Source organism: Citrobacter sp. Cpo065, assembly GCF_030332805.1.
Classification (GTDB): domain Bacteria; phylum Pseudomonadota; class Gammaproteobacteria; order Enterobacterales; family Enterobacteriaceae; genus Citrobacter; species Citrobacter portucalensis.
The window spans coordinates 426760-445609 of record NZ_JAOWHC010000019.1; the positions used below are offsets into that span (position 1 = coordinate 426760).

Genomic DNA, 18850 nt, shown 5'->3' on the forward strand with positions numbered 1-18850 from the left:
ACTGTGGGAATATGAATAATTATATGATTTTTAGATTGATTCTATGTTGCGGTCTATTGTTCGCACAGCAATCAGTTCAGGCATCCTGCAAAATTGAGAATGATGCGTCGCCGTCAACCTCTACGTTCAATATGCCGTCGTTTACGGTAAATGCGGACGCTGCTCCAGGTACGATCATTGCAACCCAGGAAGTGACTGGCGATCTTATTAAAGTCGTGGACTGTACAGATAATGGCGATATCTATACAGGCTATACCGTATTCACGAGTAGCGATGCCCGCACGGATAATCCCCTTAGCCGCGTTTATCAAACAAATGTTCCGGGAATAGGTTTTCGGGTCGCCTGGGTTAAAGATAACGCTTCCGCCCTAACAGAAGGTTCGGTGGTTACCCCTATGCATCTAGGGACGGCAAAAACAACCCACTTAAGTGACTATAGTATTCAATCACGTGCGAGAGCTGAATTTGTCGTCACTGGTGTTGTGCAGTCAGGAGTTATTGACGTCAACATGCTCAATGCGGACTGGATTTATGATTCGCAGGTTATTGCTCAAATTCGCTTTGCGCCAATAGCGATTAACGTTACTGCTAACACCTGCAATTTGGTTGAAAAAAATATCACTGTGCCACTTAAGAGAATCATGACTAGCGATATTGTGGACGGTTATTCCGATGTTGTGTCTGATGATAGTTTCAAGATTCAGCTGGAACAGTGTGTCGCGGGCATCAAACTTGATTATAAATTCACCACTGCCGGTTCAACTGGCGTGAGTGGCAATAGCGACATCCTGGAGATCGCCAGTGGTAATGACGCAGCCGAAGGGGTCGGATTACAAATTCTCGACAGCAACAATAATGTGCTGAAATTTGATCAAGATTACAACGCGGTAGCGCAAACAACCGATAGGCAGTCTGTCACTATCCCTTTGAAAGCAAGATATGTACAAACAGGAACTGTAAAAGCGGGAAAGGTTGACTCTGTTGCGACATTTAACGTTTTTTACCGCTAGCCAAAAATAGCCTGTGTATTTGCAGGCTTTTCTTTTCAACATTCCAGCCTAATTTATTAACCCTTTCTTTTCATCTGGTTATTTCTTAACCCCTCAGTTTTAGTAGGGACGTGTATTGCTTGCTATCTCGCCAGAGTTTCGAATATTATGCTGCCGTTATAATAATAATTCTCGTTTACGTTATCATTCACTTTCATCAGAGAAATACCAATGGCGCGTCTTAAAACTGCTCAGCCAAGTTCATCACTGCGTAAAATCGCAGTAGTGGTAGCCACAGCGGTTAGCGGCATGTCTGTCTATGCACAGGCGGCGGTTGACCCGAAAGAAGAAACCATCACCGTAACTGCTGCACCTGCTCCGCAGGAAAGCGCATGGGGGCCTGCGGCAACCATCGCTGCACGACAGTCTGCTACGGCGACCAAAACCGACACTCCGATTCAAAAAGTTCCTCAGTCTATTTCAGTGGTCACCGCCGAAGAGATGGCGTTGCATCAACCAAAATCGGTCAAAGAGGCGCTCAGCTACACCCCGGGCGTTGCCGTGGGTACGCGTGGCGCGTCCAATACCTATGACTACCTGATTATTCGCGGATTTGCCGCAGACGGCCAAAGTCAGAATAACTATCTGAATGGCCTGAAGATGCAGGGCAACTTCTACAATGATGCGGTCATCGACCCTTATATGCTGGAGCGCGCCGAAGTGATGCGCGGTCCGGTTTCCGTTCTGTACGGAAAGAGCAACCCGGGTGGGTTGTTGAACATGGTCAGCAAGCGCCCGACAACGGAGCCGCTGAAAGAAGTTCAGTTCAAAATGGGCACTGACAGCCTGTTCCAGACCGGTTTTGACTTCAGCGATGCGCTGGATGACGATGGTGTGTACTCATACCGCCTGACCGGCCTGGCGCGTTCCGCGAATGCGCAGCAGCAGGGCGCAGAAGAACAGCGTTATGCTATCGCGCCATCTTTCACATGGCGTCCGGATGATAAGACGAATTTCACCTTCCTCTCCTACTTCCAGAACGAGCCGGAAACCGGTTATTACGGCTGGTTGCCGAAAGAGGGGACCGTGTCTAAGCTGCCAAATGGTTCACGTCTGCCGACCGATTTCAACGAAGGTGCGGACAACAATACCTACTCTCGTAACGAGAAGATGGTGGGCTACAGCTTCGACCACGAATTTAACGACACCTTTACCGTACGTCAGAACCTGCGTTATGCGCAAAACAAAGTGTCGCAGAAAAGCGTGTACGGCTACGGCATGTGCTCCGATCCGCTGTATACCAAAGATCCGGCTAACAGTCCTTGCGCCAGCATCCCTCAGTCAGATTGGGATCACACGCTGACTCGTCAGTACGTTGACGACAATGAAAAATTGCAGAATTTCTCTGTTGATACCCAGTTGCAGAGCACATTCGCCACCGGTTCCCTGGATCACACATTGCTGACCGGCGTTGACTATATGCGTATGCGTAACGATATCAACTCCTGGTTCGGTTGGGCTGGTTCGGTAGCGCCGTCTGATATCTATAATCTTGACCGTAGCGATTTTGACTTTGGCTCGCACCCTGGACCTGGCGCAGCTTATCGCGTTCTGAATAAACAGGAACAAACGGGCCTGTACGCTCAGGATCAGATGCAGTGGGATAAGGTGCTGGTCACTCTGGGCGGTCGTTACGACTGGGCTAAGCAGGACTCTCTGAACCGCGTTTCTGGTGTGCTGGACTCCCGTGATGACCGACAGTTCACCTGGCGTGGCGGTGTTAACTACCTGTTCGATAACGGTGTAACCCCGTATTTCAGCTACAGCGAATCGTTTGAACCAAATTCTCAGGTTGGGGAAAGCGGCAATATCTTTGCGCCATCTAAAGGTAAGCAGTACGAAGCGGGCGTGAAGTACGTACCGAGCGATCGTCCGATCGTGTTGACTGGTGCCGTTTACCAGTTGACCAAAACCAACAACCTGATGGCCGATCCGAATGGATCGATCTGGTCAGTTGAAGGCGGTGAAATTCGTTCACGCGGTGTGGAAATCGAAGCGAAAGCGGCACTGTCTGCCAGCGTTAACGTGGTGGGTTCTTATACCTACACCGATGCGGAATACACCACCGACACCAACTACAAAGGCAATACGCCTGCTCAGGTGCCAAAACATATGGCATCACTGTGGGGGGATTACACCCTCTATGATGGCGCGCTTTCCGGGCTGACGTTGGGTACGGGTGTTCGTTATACTAGTTCCAGCTATGGCGATCCGGCAAACTCCTTCAAAGTGGGAAGCTACACGCTGGTAGATGCGTTAGTACGTTACGATCTGGCGCGTGTTGGTATGGCTGGCTCCAACGTGGCGCTGCATGTGAACAACCTGTTTGACCGTGAATACGTCGCCAGCTGCTTCAATACTTATGGCTGCTTCTGGGGCGCAGAACGTCAGGTCGTTGCAACTGCAACCTTCCGTTTCTAATTTCTCTTTGGGCACGCTTTGCGTGCCCGTTTTACAAGTTGGCTGCTATGCAGGAAAACAGATCCCATCCCGACACCACTTTTGCGTTGCGTAATGTCTCCTTTCGTGTGCCTGGCCGCACGCTTTTGCATCCTCTCTCATTAACTTTTCCTGTAGGGAAAGTGACGGGTCTTATCGGCCACAACGGTTCCGGTAAATCGACATTATTGAAAATGCTGGGACGTCATCAGCCGGCGTCAGAAGGTGAAATCCTGCTCGACGAACAGCCGCTGGAGAGCTGGAGTAGCAAAGCGTTTGCCCGCAAGGTCGCCTATCTGCCGCAACAGCTGCCGCAGGCAGAAGGGATGACGGTACGCGAACTGGTGGCGATTGGTCGTTATCCGTGGCACGGGGCGCTGGGGCGTTTTGGCGTTGCCGACAGAGAGAAGGTAGAAGAAGCAATTTCGCTGGTAGGTTTAAAGCCGCTGGCGCACCGTCTGGTCGATAGCCTGTCCGGTGGGGAACGCCAACGCGCGTGGATTGCCATGCTGGTGGCACAGGACAGCCGCTGTCTGCTGCTTGATGAACCGACTTCCGCGCTGGATATCGCCCATCAGGTTGACGTGCTGGCGCTGGTGCACCGCTTAAGCCAGCAGCGCGGGCTGACGGTGGTTGCGGTGCTGCATGATATCAATATGGCGGCCCGTTACTGCGATTACCTCGTTGCGCTGCGCGGCGGTGAGATGATTTCTCAAGGAACGCCTGCTGAACTGATGCGCAGTGAAACTCTGGAACAAATTTACGGTATCCCGATGGGCATTTTGCCGCATCCGGCCGGTGCCGCACCCGTGAGTTTTGTCTATTAATGATCGGATTACATCATATTACCCGTCGGCGGCTGCTTACGGCGATGGCGCTGTCGCCTCTGCTGTGGCGGATGAATACGGCGCACGCCGCGGCGGTTGATCCACAGCGCATTGTAGCGCTGGAATGGCTGCCGGTAGAGCTGCTGCTGGCGCTGGGTATTACGCCGTATGGCATCGCAGACATCCCTAACTACAAGCTGTGGGTCAGTGAGCCTCCTCTACCGGACTCGGTAATTGATGTCGGGCTACGTACGGAACCCAATCTCGAACTGCTGACCGAAATGAAGCCCTCATTTCTGCTCTGGTCGGCAGGTTACGGTCCTTCTCCTGAAAAGCTGGCGCGGATTGCACCAGGCCGGGGATTTAACTTCAGCGATGGCAAAAAGCCGCTGGCCGTTGCGCGACAGTCGCTGCAGGAAATGGCGCAATTGTTCAATCTGCAAGCTTCTGCTGAACGCCATTTGACTGAGTACGATCATTTTATCGCCAGCCTGAAACCGCGCTTTATGCAACGCGGCGCGCGTCCCGTGCTCCTGACATCCCTGCTTGATTCGCGGCATATGCTGGTGTTTGGTTCAAACAGCCTGTTCCAGGACGTACTGGACGAATATGGGATCCCTAACGCCTGGCAGGGAGAAACAAACTTCTGGGGCAGCACTGCCGTGAGTATTGACCGTCTGGCTGCTTATAAGGATGTCGATGTGCTGTGCTTTGATCACGGCAACGATAAAGAGATGGCTGCGCTGATGTCTACGCCATTATGGCAGGCGATGCCGTTTGTCCGTGGCGGACGTTTTCAACGTGTGCCTGCCGTTTGGTTCTATGGCGCAACGCTATCGGCCATGCATTTTGCCCGTATTCTGGATAATGCGTTGGGAGGCAAAGCGTGAGCAGGAAACTTGAAATGCCGGATGGCGGCGCGAAAAACGCCTTATCCGACCTACGGTTTGGGCGCTTTGTAGGCCGGATAAGGCGAAGCCGCCATCCGGCGTTGCTGTTGTTGGTGCTGTTTGTTGCTGCCTGCTGGCTGACATGGGTTAACTTCTCCGTTGCGCTACCGCGCAGTCAGTGGCAACAGGCTATCTGGTCACCGGATATCGACATCATTGAGCAGATGGTTTTTCACTATAGCCTGCTGCCGAGGCTGGCGATATCGCTACTGGTCGGCGCCGGGCTGGGCCTGGTCGGCGTGTTGTTTCAGCAGGTGTTGCGTAACCCGCTGGCGGAGCCAACCACGCTGGGCGTTGCGACTGGTGCGCAGTTGGGCATTACGGTTACCACGCTGTGGGCTATTCCTGGTGCGCTGACCACGCAATTTGCGGCGCTGGCGGGAGCATGTGTCGTTGGGGCGCTGGTGTTTGGCGTTGCCTGGGGCAAACGTCTTTCTCCGGTGACGTTAATCCTTGCCGGGCTGGTGGTCAGCCTGTACTGCGGGGCGATTAACCAGTTGATGGTTATCTTCCATCACGATCAGCTGCAAAGCATGTTTTTATGGAGCAGCGGTACGTTAACGCAAACCGACTGGAGCGGCGTACAGCGTCTGTGGCCGCAGCTGTTGGGCGGTGTGATGCTGACTCTGTTGTTATTACGCCCAATGACGCTGATGGGACTGGATGACGGCGTGGCGCGTAACCTCGGTCTGGCGCTGTCGCTGGCACGTCTGGCGGCGTTATCGCTGGCCATTGTCATCAGCGCTTTACTGGTTAACGCGGTTGGGATTATCGGCTTTATTGGCCTGTTTGCACCGCTGCTGGCGAAAATGCTCGGTGCGCGTCGTTTGCTGGCACGTCTGGTGCTTGCCCCGCTGATTGGTGCGTTGATCCTCTGGCTCTCCGACCAAATCATTCTGTGGCTGACCCGCGTATGGATGGAAGTCTCCACCGGTTCAGTGACCGCGTTGATTGGCGCACCGTTGCTACTGTGGTTGTTGCCGCGCTTGAGGAGTATGAGCGCCCCGGATATGAACGCCAGTAATCGCATCGCCGCTGAGCGTCAGAATGTGCTGATGTTTGCGCTGGCAGGTGGCGTAATCTTGCTGCTAACCCTCGTGGTGGCGCTGTCGTTTGGCCGCGACGCACATGGCTGGACATGGGCCAGCGGCGCGATGCTGGATGAGCTGATGCCCTGGCGCTGGCCTCGCATTCTGGCGGCCCTGATTGCCGGGGTGATGCTGGCGGTAGCGGGCTGTATTATTCAACGTCTGACGGGCAACCCGATGGCCAGCCCGGAAGTGCTGGGCATTAGCTCCGGTGCGGCATTTGGCGTGGTGCTCATGCTGTTTTTGGTCCCCGGAAATGCTTTTGGCTGGCTGCTGCCTGCCGGAAGCCTCGGGGCCGCGGCTACTCTGCTTATCATTATGATAGCTGCCGGGCGCGGTGGTTTTTCACCGCACCGTATGCTGTTGGCCGGTATGGCGCTCAGTACGGCCTTTACTATGCTGCTGATGATGCTGCAGGCCAGCGGCGATCCGCGCATGGCGGGCGTGTTGACCTGGATTTCCGGTTCAACCTATAACGCGAGCGGAGAGCAAGTACTGCGTACCGGGATTGTGATGGTGATTCTGCTGGCGATGACGCCTCTGTGCCGCCGTTGGCTGACAATTTTACCGCTCGGCGGCGATACGGCACGGGCTGTAGGTATGGCTATCACGCCATCACGCGTGGGGTTACTGCTGCTGGCGGCAGGGCTGACGGCGACAGCCACCATGACTATTGGACCGTTGAGTTTTGTCGGGCTGATGGCTCCGCATATTGCCCGTATGATGGGTTTTCGTCGGGCGATGCCGCATATGCTGATTTCGGCGCTGGCGGGTGGCGTGTTGCTGGTCTTTGCTGACTGGTGCGGCAGGATGGTGCTGTTTCCGTATCAGATCCCGGCGGGATTATTGTCGACGTTTATTGGTGCGCCGTACTTTATCTATCTGCTGAGAAAGCAGAGCCGCTGAGGCTGACTCCTTTTATGTAGGCCGGATAAGACGCTTTGCGTCGACATCCGGCAATAAAAAAGCCGGGTGGCGGCTTCGCCTTACCCGGCCTACATTTCTGCACGTTCTCTTTTTTACAATTTCGCAAACACCCGGCGCGCGGCGTCGATGGTGTTATTGATATCGTCTTCACTGTGCGCCACGGACATAAAGCCCGCTTCGAAAGCAGACGGCGCCAGATAAATTCCTTCATCCAGCATCATGTGGAAGAAGCGCTTGAAGCGTTCGACGTCGCATGCCATCACATCCTGATAGCAGGTTACGGTTTCTGCATCGGTGAAGAAAATCCCGAACATCCCGCCCACATGGTTAACCACCAGCGGAATATTCGCTTCTTCGGCAGCTTCCAACAGACCTTCCGCCAGACGCGTCGTCAGTTCGTTCAGCGTTTCATGAATACCCGGTTGGGCGACTTCGGTCAGACAGGCATAACCTGCCGCCATCGCGATCGGGTTACCGGAAAGCGTCCCCGCCTGGTAAACCGGACCGGTCGGCGCCAGTGCGTCCATCACATCGCGGCGACCGCCGAATGCGCCAACGGGCATTCCGCCACCGATGATTTTACCCAGGCAGGTCAGATCCGGCACGACGCCGTAATAATCCTGTGCTCCGGCCAGCGCTACGCGGAAACCGGTCATCACTTCATCGATGATCAACAGTGCGCCAAACTCATCGCACAGCGCACGCAGGCCCGGCAGGAATTCCGGCAGCGGCGGGATGCAGTTCATGTTGCCGGCGACCGGCTCAACGATGATGCACGCGATCTCCTGCGGGTACTGTTCAAATGCCGTACGTACTGAAGCGAGATCGTTGTAGGTGCAGGTCAGGGTGTGTTTCGCGAAATCTGCCGGAACGCCTGGGGAGTTCGGCTGGCCCAGCGTTAATGCGCCGGAACCGGCCTTAACCAGCAGGCAGTCGGCATGGCCGTGATAGCAGCCTTCAAATTTGATGATTTTATCGCGACCGGTGAAACCGCGCGCCAGACGGATTGCGCTCATTGTCGCTTCCGTACCGGAGTTCACCATGCGCACCATGTCCATGGTCGGCACTAATTCGGTGACCAGCTCCGCCATTTTCACTTCCATCTCGGTCGGTGCACCGAAGCTTAAACCGCGCTCCGCAGCTTCAATCACCGCATTACGGATTGCCGGGTGGTTGTGACCCAGTACCATCGGTCCCCAGGAACCGACGTAATCGACATAGGCTTTACCATCGACATCGTACAGATACGCGCCGTCCGCTTTTTCGATAAACAGCGGAGTACCACCCACGCCAGTAAAGGCGCGAACGGGGGAGTTAACGCCGCCTGGGATAAGTTCGCGTGCTGCGCTGTAGAGATTTTCAGACTTACTCATGGATGGGGTCCTGGTTCGTAGAAAAAGTAAATGCCCGCTATTCTAGTTATTCAGAGAAGGTTATGAAAGTTTTACGCATTTGAAACAATGCGATTTGCAGGGGATTTTCGCGAAATGTGCGAGTAGAATGCCGATTCCGTATTTGTATTACCAATTAATGATCATCTGATGAAGACAGACACTCCCTCTTTTGAAGCACAGCAAATTGTGCGTTTACGCCGCAGGGATCAAATTCGTCGTCTCCTGGAACGAGACAAAACGCCGTTGGCGATCCTGTTGATGGCTGCAGTAGTGGGTACTGTGACAGGGCTTGTTGGCGTGGCATTTGAGAAAGCGGTGACCTGGGTGCAGAATCAGCGCATTGGCACGCTGGCTCAGGTTGCGGACCATGACATTCTGCTGTGGCCGCTGGCGTTTATTCTCTCGGCGTTGCTGGCGATGGTCGGCTATTTCCTGGTGCGTAAATTTGCGCCGGAAGCCGGTGGTTCGGGGATCCCAGAGATTGAAGGTGCGCTGGAAGAGCTGCGACCTGTGCGTTGGTGGCGTGTCCTGCCGGTGAAATTTATCGGCGGCATGGGCACGCTGGGTGCTGGCATGGTGCTTGGGCGTGAAGGTCCGACCGTGCAGATTGGCGGTAACCTCGGGCGCATGGTGCTGGATATTTTCCGCATGCGTAGCGCCGAAGCGCGACATACCTTATTGGCTACCGGTGCGGCTGCGGGCCTTTCGGCGGCGTTTAACGCTCCGCTGGCGGGGATCCTGTTCATCATTGAAGAGATGCGCCCGCAGTTTCGCTATAACCTTGTGTCGATCAAAGCCGTGTTTACCGGCGTTATTATGTCTAGCATTGTGTTTCGTGTTTTCAACGGTGAAGCCCCGATAATTGAAGTCGGGAAACTGTCTAATGCGCCGGTGAATACGCTGTGGCTGTATCTCGTGCTCGGGCTTATTTTTGGCTGTGTCGGGCCATTGTTCAACACCATGGTGTTGCGCACCCAGGATATGTTCCAGCGCTTTCACGGCGGTGAAATTAAAAAATGGGTGCTGATGGGCGGCGCGATCGGCGGTCTGTGCGGTATCCTGGGATTAATTCAACCTGAAGCGGCAGGCGGTGGCTTTAACCTGATCCCGATTGCCGCAGCAGGCAATTTTAGCGTCGGTCTACTGCTGTTTATATTTATCACCCGGGTCGTCACCACGCTGCTGTGCTTCTCATCCGGCGCGCCCGGTGGGATCTTTGCCCCGATGCTGGCGTTGGGGACGTTGCTTGGTACGGCGTTCGGTATGGCTGCGGCGGCCTCTTTTCCGCAGTATCATCTGGAGGCCGGAACCTTTGCCATTGCCGGAATGGGGGCTTTGTTGGCTGCTTCGGTGCGTGCGCCGCTAACAGGTATTGTACTGGTGCTGGAGATGACCGATAACTATCAGCTCATTTTGCCAATGATTATTACCTGTCTTGGCGCAACACTATTAGCCCAATTTATGGGCGGAAAGCCGCTATACTCGACTATCCTCGCTCGTACGCTGGCAAAACAGGAAGCGGAGCAGGCGGCAAAAAGCCAGGGTACTGCCGCTGGCGAGAATACTTGAACGAAATACCAGGGTATTAGATAATGGCCCAAAATATTGGGTTGAAATTTACCCAATTGCCGATGTCGTTTGGAGCAAAATATGAGTGATGACGTAGCGCTGCCACTGCAATTTACTGAAGCAGCAGCCAATAAAGTTAAAAGCCTGATCGCTGACGAAGATAACCCGAATCTGAAATTACGCGTGTATATCACTGGCGGTGGTTGCAGCGGTTTCCAGTACGGTTTCACCTTTGATGATCAGATCAATGAAGGTGATATGACCATTGAGAAACAAGGTGTTGGTCTGGTCGTTGATCCGATGAGTCTGCAATATCTGGTGGGCGGCGCGGTTGACTATACCGAAGGTCTGGAAGGTTCCCGCTTCGTTGTGACTAACCCGAATGCGAAAAGCACCTGCGGGTGTGGTTCTTCTTTCAGCATCTGATTGCTGTCTGTAATACTGATGGTCTGATGTTGTAGGCCCGGTAAGCGTAGCGCCACCGGGCAATGTGCCGGATAGCGGCGTAAACGCCTTATCCGGCCTACATGTTCTGTATCGTCATATCAACGCCCGTTATCATCCAGCGCAAACGTCGGCAATTTCAGATGCCAGCGAATGGCGGCAAGCCGAATCAGCAGCGTGACAATCATCCCCATCATACTGGCGTTTTCCAGTGAAACATCAAAGGTATAAAACGCTGTCGCATGCACGATCCCGCCGATAATACAGGCTGTGGCGTAGATCTCGGTGCGCAAAATCATCGGGACTTCACGAGCTAACACATCACGAATGATCCCACCACCAACGCCGGTAATCACCCCCATACAAATCGCCACCAGAGGCCCTGTTCCTGCGAGAAATGCCTTGTTGACCCCAATACCCACGAACACAGCCAGACCAACGGCATCCAGCACCGGAAGGATCCATTTCGGTATGCGTCTTGGTTGACGTACCAACAGGATCGTCAGCATGCTGGTGATCATCGCCACCACCAGATCGGTCGGATCCTTAACCCAAAAAACCGGTCCATTATCCAGCGCCATATCGCGGATCGTTCCACCACCAACGGCGGTAACCACGCCGAGTACCAGGACGCCAAACGGATCCATACGTAATTTTCCGGCCAGTAATACGCCAGAGATTGCAAATACCGCGGTGCCGACAATATCAAGCCAATAGACGAGCATTTTTAAATCCTCACAACAGACCTGGTGGGGGCAGGCGCTAATTTATCTGTGAAAGCGCATTACAGAGTTGTTTTGCGGCGAGGATAATACGCGGGCTCGCGCGTTCGAACCAGTCACTATTAAGTGTAATAATGGGTATTTTTAGCTGGTTTCCCCAGTATTGCTCAATTTTCAGAGTTTCACCCGGACCGCCTGTGGCAACAATAGCCTGGGGGGCTCGTGCCAGGACCTGCTCACGGCTAACCTGCGGCCAGGGAACCCGACTACCGGCAAAGATGTTTTCTCCGCCGCATACCTCAAGAACTTCGTGCTGAATAGAACCTTTTCCACTGGTAAACAGAGGATTGGCACCAAACTGGAGAAACACGCGTTTTTTCGGTTTGTTGGCATACTGAGATTTAAGTAAAGCATAGTCATCAAGCATGGTTTGCGCCGCCTGTTTAGCTTGTTCAGGCTTGGGGCTCCATGCTGCTAATTGGCGTAGCGCATCGGCAACCTGCTCAATGGTAACGGCATCCACCCAGATGACCTTAATTCCCAGAGAGGTCAGTTGATTCACCTGCCGCTCAGCATTTCCCCCGCGCCAGGCGACGACCAAATCAGGTTTCAGCGCCACAATACGTTCAAGATTCATCCCTTGCCAGGTTGAGACTTCCTCAATATTTTTGGCTTCTGGCGGGTAGTTTGAATAGCTGCTGACGCCAACGGGGGTAATGCCAGCGGCAAAAGCGAGTTCAGTATTGGCAGGAGAAAGCGTCACAACACGCGGCGCGGCGTAAAGGAACGCCGGGAGAGTGAAAAGCAGGGCGACCAGCGCCCTGGAGAGTAATTTAGCCATGCGCCAGTTTCTGTACCAGCGTTTCAACCATCAGGCTTGACTGCTTCGCGGCAACCACCAGGAATTCGTCAAAGCTGAGATGGGACTGCTGATCGGCAACGTCAGAGATAGCGCGAACCACGACAAATGGCACGTTAAAGTTGTGGCAAACGTGCGCAATTGCGGTCGCTTCCATCTCAACGGCAATCGCCTGTGGGAAGTTATGCTTAATTTTAGCCAGCCCCACGGAACCGTTAATGAATGCGTCGCCGCTGACGATAAGTCCGCGAACGGCGTTCAGATTGAGTTCGGCGATGCAAGACTCTGCGGCAGCAATCAACGCAGGATCGGCTTTAAAACCAGCCGGGCAGCCCGGTAGCTGACCAAATTCATAGCCAAAGGCAGTGACGTCGGCGTCGTGATAGCGCGCTTCGTCAGAAACTACGATATCCCCGACTTTCAGCGTAGAGGCCAGGCCACCCGCAGAACCGGTATTAATGATGGCGTCCGGCTTGCAGCGTTCAAGCAGCAGCGTAGCGCCCAGTGCCGCAGCCACTTTACCGATACCCGATTTCAGCAGCGCAACCTCTGTACCGTTCAGTTGGCCGGTGTAAATTTCACAACCGCCGAGCGCGATGGTCTGACGGTTTTCGATTTTGTCACGCAGCAGCGTAACTTCTTCTTCCATTGCACCAATGATGCCGATTTTCATAGATTTACTCGCGATAAGCCAGATTTGAGGGCATAGTCTATCATGCGCTTAAGGGGTAGCGCATTTCTCAGGCGGGAGAGGACATGGCACAGATCGATTTCCGAAAAAAAATAAACTGGCATCGTCGTTACCGTTCGCCGCAGGGCGTGAAGACTGAGCATGAGATCCTGCGTATTTTCGAAAGCGATCGCGGACGTATTATCAATTCACCGGCCATTCGCCGACTGCAACAAAAAACGCAGGTCTTTCCGCTGGAGCGTAATGCGGCAGTACGCACGCGCTTGACGCACTCGATGGAGGTTCAGCAGGTTGGGCGCTATATCGCGAAAGAGATCCTCAGCCGACTGAAAGAACTAAAGCTGCTGGAGCAGTATGGCCTGGATGAACTGACAGGGCCATTTGAGAGTATTGTCGAAATGTCCTGCCTGATGCATGACATTGGTAATCCGCCGTTTGGCCATTTTGGGGAGGCGGCAATTAATGACTGGTTTCGCCAGCGGCTGTATCCCGCAGACGCAGAAAGTCAGCCCCTAAGTGATGACCGTTGCCAGGTGACGGCATTACGGTTGCGTGAAGGCGAAGAGTCGCTGAATGATATTCGCCGTAAGGTACGCCAGGACCTGTGCCATTTTGAAGGCAATGCGCAGGGTATTCGCCTTGTGCATACGTTGATGCGTATGAACCTTACCTGGGCGCAGGTTGGCGGTATTTTAAAATATACCCGTCCGGCGTGGTGGCGCGGCAGTGCACCCGAGACACACAACTATTTAATGAAGAAGCCGGGTTATTACCTTTCTGAAGAACCGTATATTGAGCGGTTGCGTAAAGAATTATCATTAGAGCCTTACAGTCGCTTTCCATTAACCTGGATTATGGAAGCTGCCGATGATATCTCTTATTGCGTGGCGGATCTGGAAGATGCCGTTGAGAAAAGAATCTTTAGCGTCGAGCAACTTTATCACCACCTGTATGAGGCGTGGGGGCAGCCTGAAAAAGGTTCCCTGTTTAGCCAGGTTGTTGAGAACGCCTGGGAGAAGTCACGTTCAAATACATTAAGCCGGAGTACCGAAGATCAGTTCTTTATGTATTTACGCGTCAATACGCTGAATAAACTGGTGCCATATGCGGCCCAGCGGTTTATTGATAATTTGCCGCAGATTTATGAAGGCAGCTTTAATCATGCGCTGCTAGAAGATGCAAGTAGCTTCAGCCAGTTACTGGGTGTTTATAAAAATGTGGCGGTAAAACATGTGTTTAGCCATCCGGATGTTGAACAACTGGAACTACAGGGCTATCGGGTGATCAGCGGGTTGCTGGAGATCTATCAGCCGTTATTAAAAATGTCTCAGTCAGATTTTTCTGAACTGGTCGACAATGAAAGAGTAAAACGTTTTCCTATCGAGTCCCGTTTATTTCAGAAGTTGTCTACCCGCCATCGTCTTGCGTATGTTGAGGCGGTTAGTAAAATATCGACGGGGTGCGCCGAGTATTCGGTTCTGGAATATTATTATCGCTGCCGGCTGATTCAGGATTATATCAGCGGAATGACAGATTTGTATGCCTGGGATGAATATCGTCGCTTGATGGCCGTAGAACAATAAATACTCATTTGTAAAGACGGACAATAAAATTTTACTTTTTCCTTAAACTTAATTCTGGAACTTAGCGCTATAAAACGACTCTGACGTATACAGCAATTTTGCGTTACCTGTTAATCGAGAACGAAACACATGAAAAAAACCACATTAGCAATGAGTGCACTGGCTCTGAGTTTAGGTTTGGCGTTGTCCCCCCTGTCTGCTACAGCGGCTGAGACGTCGTCTTCAGCAATGACCGCCCAACAGATGCCAAGCCTGGCCCCGATGCTCGAAAAAGTGATGCCATCGGTGGTAAGTATTAACGTCGAGGGGAGCACGACGGTAAATACGCCGCGCATGCCGCGTAATTTCCAGCAGTTCTTCGGTGATAATTCACCGTTCTGCCAGGACGGTTCTCCGTTCCAGAGTTCTCCGTTCTGCCAGGGCGGCGCACCGGGCGCTGACAATGGCGGCGGCCAGCAGCAGAAATTTATGGCACTCGGTTCCGGCGTAATTATTGATGCCGCGAAAGGGTATGTCGTGACCAATAACCACGTGGTAGATAACGCCACGGTGATTAAAGTTCAGTTGAGCGATGGTCGTAAATTTGACGCGAAGATCGTGGGTAAAGATCCGCGCTCCGATATCGCGCTGATCCAAATTCAGGATCCGAAAAACCTGACGGCGATTAAGCTGGCAGATTCCGATGCGCTGCGCGTGGGTGATTACACCGTGGCAATTGGTAACCCGTTTGGCCTTGGTGAAACGGTGACTTCTGGTATTGTTTCTGCGCTGGGACGTAGTGGCCTGAACGCGGAGAACTACGAAAACTTTATTCAGACGGATGCTGCGATCAACCGGGGTAACTCCGGTGGTGCGCTGGTCAACCTGAACGGTGAGCTGATCGGTATTAACACCGCGATCCTCGCACCGGACGGCGGTAACATCGGTATCGGTTTTGCGATCCCAAGCAACATGGTGAAAAACCTGACCTCGCAGATGGTTGAGTTTGGCCAGGTTAAACGCGGTGAGCTGGGCATTATGGGTACCGAGCTGAGCTCTGAGCTGGCGAAAGCGATGAAAGTTGACGCCCAGCGTGGCGCATTCGTCAGCCAGGTGATGCCGAACTCTTCCGCAGCGAAAGCGGGGATTAAAGCCGGGGATGTGATTACCTCCCTGAACGGCAAACCTATCAGCAGCTTCGCCGCCCTGCGTGCGCAGGTCGGTACGATGCCGGTTGGCAGCAAAATCACCCTGGGTCTGCTGCGTGACGGTAAGCCGGTCACCGTGAACCTGGAATTGCAGCAGAGCAGCCAGACTCAGGTTGACTCCAGCTCTATCTTTAAAGGCATCGAAGGTGCCGATATGAGCAACAAAGGCCAGGACAAAGGTGTCGTGGTAAGCGACGTGAAACCGAATTCTCCGGCTGCACAGATTGGCCTGAAGAAAGGGGATGTGATTATCGGCGCGAACCAGCAGCCGGTGAAAAACATCGCTGAACTGCGCAAAATCCTCGACAGCAAACCGGCTGTACTGGCGCTGAACATTCAGCGCGGTGACAGCTCCATCTATCTGTTGATGCAGTAATCTCCCTCAACCCCTTCCTGCACAGGAAGGGGTTTCTTTTTGTGATACTTCCCACAACTCCATACTTCTCCCTTTCGCTTTGTGCAATTGCACAATGTCGCCGCTTATTATCTTCCCTATGCTTGAGCTCTGCTCACAGGAGGGGTTTATGGCTGGTTGGCATCTTGATACCAAAATGGCGCAGGATATCGTGGCGCGTACCATGCGCATCATTGATACCAATATCAACGTAATGGATGCCCGTGGGCGGATAATCGGCAGCGGCGATCGCGAACGTATTGGTGAATTGCACGAAGGGGCGCTGCTGGTGCTTTCGCAGGGTCGGGTGGTCGATATCGACGATGCGGTGGCACGTCACTTGCACGGTGTACGACAGGGGATAAACCTGCCTCTGCGTCTTGAAGGCGAAATCGTTGGCGTTATCGGCCTTACCGGCGAGCCGGAGCATCTGCGCAAATACGGCGAGTTAGTGTGTATGACCGCCGAAATGATGCTGGAACAGTCGCGCTTGATGCATCTGTTAGCGCAGGATAGCCGTCTGCGTGAAGAGCTGGTGATGAACCTGATTCAGGCGGAAGAGAATACACCGGCGCTGATGGAATGGGCCCAGCGGCTGGGCATTGATCTGAACCAGCCACGCGTGGTGGCGGTGTTGGAGGTCGATAGTGGCCAGCTTGGCGTTGACAGTGCGATGGCGGAGTTACAGCAATTGCAGAATGCGTTGACCACACCCGAACGTAATAATCTGATTGCGATTGTCTCTCTGACCGAGATGGTGGTGCTGAAACCGGCGCTCAATCAGTTTGGCCGCTGGGACGCTGAAGATCATCGTAAGCGCGTTGAGCAGCTTATTGCCCGTATGAAAGAGAACGGACAGCTGCGTTTTCGCGTGTCGCTGGGCAACTATTTTACCGGGCCCGGTAGCATTGCCCGTTCGTATCGTACGGCGCGCACCACCATGATGGTCGGCAAGCAGCGGATGCCGGAAAGCCGTAGCTATTTCTATCAGGATTTGATGCTGCCAGTACTGCTGGACAGCCTGCGCGGTGGCTGGCAGGCTAATGAGCTGGCGCGTCCGTTGGTGAGACTGAAAGCGATGGATAACAATGGGTTGCTGCGTCGGACATTGGCGGCATGGTTTCGTCATAACGTCCAGCCGCTGGCCACCTCAAAGGCACTGTTTATTCACCGCAATACGCTGGAATATCGCCTGAATCGTATTTCAGAACTGACCGGGCTGGATCTGGGGAATTTTGACGACCGACTGCTGCTGTATGTGGCGTTACAACTGGATGAACAGCATTGATTAATTGCCTGATGGCGCTACGCTTATCAGGCCTACGAGGATATACCTGTAGGCCGGATAAGGCGTAAGACGCCGCCATCCGGCAACAAACGGCTTATTTACGCGTCAGTTTTTCCAGATCGGCTTCAATTTCGCTGATCTTGTTGGTCACGACGCTTTCGAGATGGCGTAAATCATCAAGGATCTTGCGTTTAAGATCGACTTCGCTGCGATCGCGCTGGCAGATCTGATCCAGTTCATCGATCACATAGCGCAGGTTGGGGCTGATCTCCTGCACTTCTTTGTAACCCTGGCCGATGCCGTCAGCTACCACCGTTTTGCGCTGACGGGGATATTTGAACTTCACGCTCTTGGCAAAAAACTCGCCTTTATCCTTTTGGAAATAGATTTTCAGGATATCGTTGTTGGCTTCTTGCCGCAGGCTGTAACGATCGATCTCTTCAGGATTAGTAATGCCCAGACTTTTCAGATTGTCATACATAGCGGTACCCTTAAGCTCACTATAACCATTGAATAATTAACGAAAAGCCTTGTTTATGCCACTCGCAGATGTAAAAAAAGCGGGCTAAGCCCGCTTTTTCAAATCGCTGTTAGTCGATAGTGCGCAACAGTTCGTTGATTCCCACTTTGCCACGCGTTTTGGCATCGACTTTCTTCACAATCACCGCGCAGTACAGGCTGTATTTACCATCTTTCGACGGCAGGTTGCCGGAGACGACCACGGAGCCTGCCGGAACGCGACCATAATGCACTTCGCCAGTTTCGCGATCGTAAATACGGGTGCTCTGACCGATGTACACGCCCATGGAGATAACAGAACCTTCTTCGACGATCACGCCTTCAACCACTTCAGAGCGCGCGCCGATGAAGCAGTTGTCTTCGATGATGGTCGGGTTAGCCTGCAACGGCTCCAGTACGCCGCCGATGCCAACGCCGCCGGACAGGTGTACGTTTTTACCGATTTGCGCACAGGAACCGACTGTTGCCCAGGTATCAACCATCGTACCTTCATCAACATAAGCGCCGATGTTTACGTAAGATGGCATCAGCACGGTGTTACGGGCGATAAACGCACCCTGACGCACGGCCGCAGGCGGAACTACGCGGAATCCTTCCTTCTGGAAGCGCGCTTCGTCGTAGTTGGCGAATTTCATCGGTACTTTATCGAAGTAACGGCTTTCCGCACCTTCGATGACCTGATTATCGTTAATACGGAAAGAGAGCAGGACCGCCTTTTTCAGCCACTGATGCGTGACCCACTGACCCTCAATCTTCTCTGCGACGCGCAGTGCACCGGAATCCAGTAAAGAAATAACCTGATTCACCGCTTCGCGGGTTACGGTATCTACATTTGCCGGAGTAATGTCGGCACGGCGCTCGAAAGCGGACTCAATAACGTTCTGTAACTGCTGCATTGTTAAACTCTTTCCATAATAAAT

The 18850-nt window shown here is 53.2% G+C and carries 17 protein-coding genes; 11 read left to right on the top strand and 6 right to left on the bottom strand.

The genetic code is table 11. The features are described 5' to 3' along the window. Positions 1 to 11 precede the first annotated feature (11 nt). The 5 genes from OGY68_RS02645 (at position 12) to fhuB (ending at position 7259) form a co-directional block, all read left to right on the top strand. Positions 12 to 1010 carry a fimbrial protein gene (locus OGY68_RS02645; protein WP_239693058.1) on the top strand — a complete coding sequence of 333 codons (999 nt, stop codon included), beginning with the start codon at positions 12 to 14 and terminating at the stop codon, positions 1008 to 1010. A 210-nt stretch (positions 1011 to 1220) separates the two neighbouring features. Continuing rightward, positions 1221 to 3470, top strand: a complete 2250-nt coding sequence (gene fhuA / locus OGY68_RS02650; RefSeq protein ID WP_048227070.1) for a ferrichrome porin FhuA — start codon at positions 1221 to 1223, stop codon at positions 3468 to 3470. A 47-nt stretch (positions 3471 to 3517) separates the two neighbouring features. Next, the gene (gene fhuC, locus OGY68_RS02655) at positions 3518 to 4315 is read left to right on the top strand and encodes a Fe3+-hydroxamate ABC transporter ATP-binding protein FhuC (protein ID WP_057068246.1); all 798 of its coding nucleotides are present in this window, start codon (positions 3518 to 3520) and stop codon (positions 4313 to 4315) included. Beyond that, positions 4315 to 5205, top strand: coding sequence for a Fe(3+)-hydroxamate ABC transporter substrate-binding protein FhuD (gene fhuD, locus OGY68_RS02660; RefSeq protein ID WP_008786256.1), 891 nt, complete (start codon positions 4315 to 4317; stop codon positions 5203 to 5205). The genes fhuC and fhuD overlap by 1 nt, the downstream gene beginning before the upstream one ends. Positions 5206 to 5219: 14 nt before the next feature. Continuing rightward, complete coding sequence (gene fhuB / locus OGY68_RS02665) at positions 5220 to 7259, top strand: Fe(3+)-hydroxamate ABC transporter permease FhuB (RefSeq protein ID WP_100247232.1); 2040 nt, start codon at positions 5220 to 5222, stop codon at positions 7257 to 7259. 113 nt (positions 7260 to 7372) lie between these two features. Here the strand turns inward: fhuB and hemL are convergent, their stop codons facing one another. Continuing rightward, on the bottom strand, positions 7373 to 8653 hold the full coding sequence (gene hemL / locus OGY68_RS02670; RefSeq protein ID WP_057068242.1) for a glutamate-1-semialdehyde 2,1-aminomutase: 1281 nt from the start codon (positions 8651 to 8653) through the stop codon (positions 7373 to 7375). Between the two features lie 168 nt (positions 8654 to 8821). Between hemL and clcA the strand changes: the two genes are divergently transcribed. The 3 genes from clcA to erpA are packed head-to-tail and all read left to right on the top strand — an operon-like array spanning position 8822 to position 10669. Next, the gene (gene clcA / locus OGY68_RS02675; protein WP_008786259.1) at positions 8822 to 10243 is read left to right on the top strand and encodes a H(+)/Cl(-) exchange transporter ClcA; all 1422 of its coding nucleotides are present in this window, start codon (positions 8822 to 8824) and stop codon (positions 10241 to 10243) included. Positions 10244 to 10266: 23 nt separating this feature from the next. Continuing rightward, the gene (gene yadW, locus OGY68_RS02680) at positions 10267 to 10332 is read left to right on the top strand and encodes a small protein YadW (RefSeq protein ID WP_122973801.1); all 66 of its coding nucleotides are present in this window, start codon (positions 10267 to 10269) and stop codon (positions 10330 to 10332) included. Beyond that, positions 10325 to 10669, top strand: a complete 345-nt coding sequence (erpA, locus tag OGY68_RS02685; protein WP_032942401.1) for an iron-sulfur cluster insertion protein ErpA — start codon at positions 10325 to 10327, stop codon at positions 10667 to 10669. Before yadW ends, erpA begins: the two co-directional genes overlap by 8 nt. A 119-nt stretch (positions 10670 to 10788) precedes the next feature. Here erpA and OGY68_RS02690 read toward each other — a convergent pair whose 3' ends face one another. Genes OGY68_RS02690 through mtnN form a run of 3 tightly spaced genes read right to left on the bottom strand, consistent with a single transcriptional unit; the run spans position 10789 to position 12941 of the window. Next, positions 10789 to 11412 (bottom strand): TRIC cation channel family protein, encoded by a 624-nt coding sequence (locus OGY68_RS02690; protein ID WP_003829199.1) that lies wholly within the window; start codon positions 11410 to 11412, stop codon positions 10789 to 10791. A 37-nt stretch (positions 11413 to 11449) separates the two neighbouring features. Continuing rightward, a complete protein-coding gene (gene btuF, locus OGY68_RS02695; RefSeq protein ID WP_003829197.1) occupies positions 11450 to 12250 on the bottom strand; it encodes a vitamin B12 ABC transporter substrate-binding protein BtuF in 801 nt (266 codons plus the stop codon). Further along, positions 12243 to 12941, bottom strand: coding sequence for a 5'-methylthioadenosine/S-adenosylhomocysteine nucleosidase (gene mtnN / locus OGY68_RS02700; RefSeq protein ID WP_003829195.1), 699 nt, complete (start codon positions 12939 to 12941; stop codon positions 12243 to 12245). Before mtnN ends, btuF begins: the two co-directional genes overlap by 8 nt. Positions 12942 to 13024: 83 nt before the next feature. Here mtnN and dgt point away from each other — a divergent pair, with 83 nt between their 5' ends. From dgt to cdaR, 3 genes are all read left to right on the top strand, one after another. After that, positions 13025 to 14542, top strand: coding sequence for a dGTPase (dgt, locus tag OGY68_RS02705; RefSeq protein WP_057068240.1), 1518 nt, complete (start codon positions 13025 to 13027; stop codon positions 14540 to 14542). Positions 14543 to 14671: 129 nt separating this feature from the next. Then, positions 14672 to 16105 carry a serine endoprotease DegP gene (gene degP / locus OGY68_RS02710; RefSeq protein ID WP_003829191.1) on the top strand — a complete coding sequence of 478 codons (1434 nt, stop codon included), beginning with the start codon at positions 14672 to 14674 and terminating at the stop codon, positions 16103 to 16105. Positions 16106 to 16253: 148 nt separating this feature from the next. Then, positions 16254 to 17411, top strand: coding sequence for a DNA-binding transcriptional regulator CdaR (cdaR, locus tag OGY68_RS02715; RefSeq protein ID WP_003829189.1), 1158 nt, complete (start codon positions 16254 to 16256; stop codon positions 17409 to 17411). 94 nt (positions 17412 to 17505) lie between these two features. Here the strand turns inward: cdaR and OGY68_RS02720 are convergent, their stop codons facing one another. Together OGY68_RS02720 and dapD are read right to left on the bottom strand one after the other, a co-directional pair. Continuing rightward, the gene (locus OGY68_RS02720; protein ID WP_005132126.1) at positions 17506 to 17892 is read right to left on the bottom strand and encodes a DUF3461 family protein; all 387 of its coding nucleotides are present in this window, start codon (positions 17890 to 17892) and stop codon (positions 17506 to 17508) included. Between the two features lie 109 nt (positions 17893 to 18001). Beyond that, a complete protein-coding gene (dapD, locus tag OGY68_RS02725) occupies positions 18002 to 18826 on the bottom strand; it encodes a 2,3,4,5-tetrahydropyridine-2,6-dicarboxylate N-succinyltransferase (RefSeq protein ID WP_003829186.1) in 825 nt (274 codons plus the stop codon). Between the last annotated feature and the right edge of the window lie 24 nt (positions 18827 to 18850).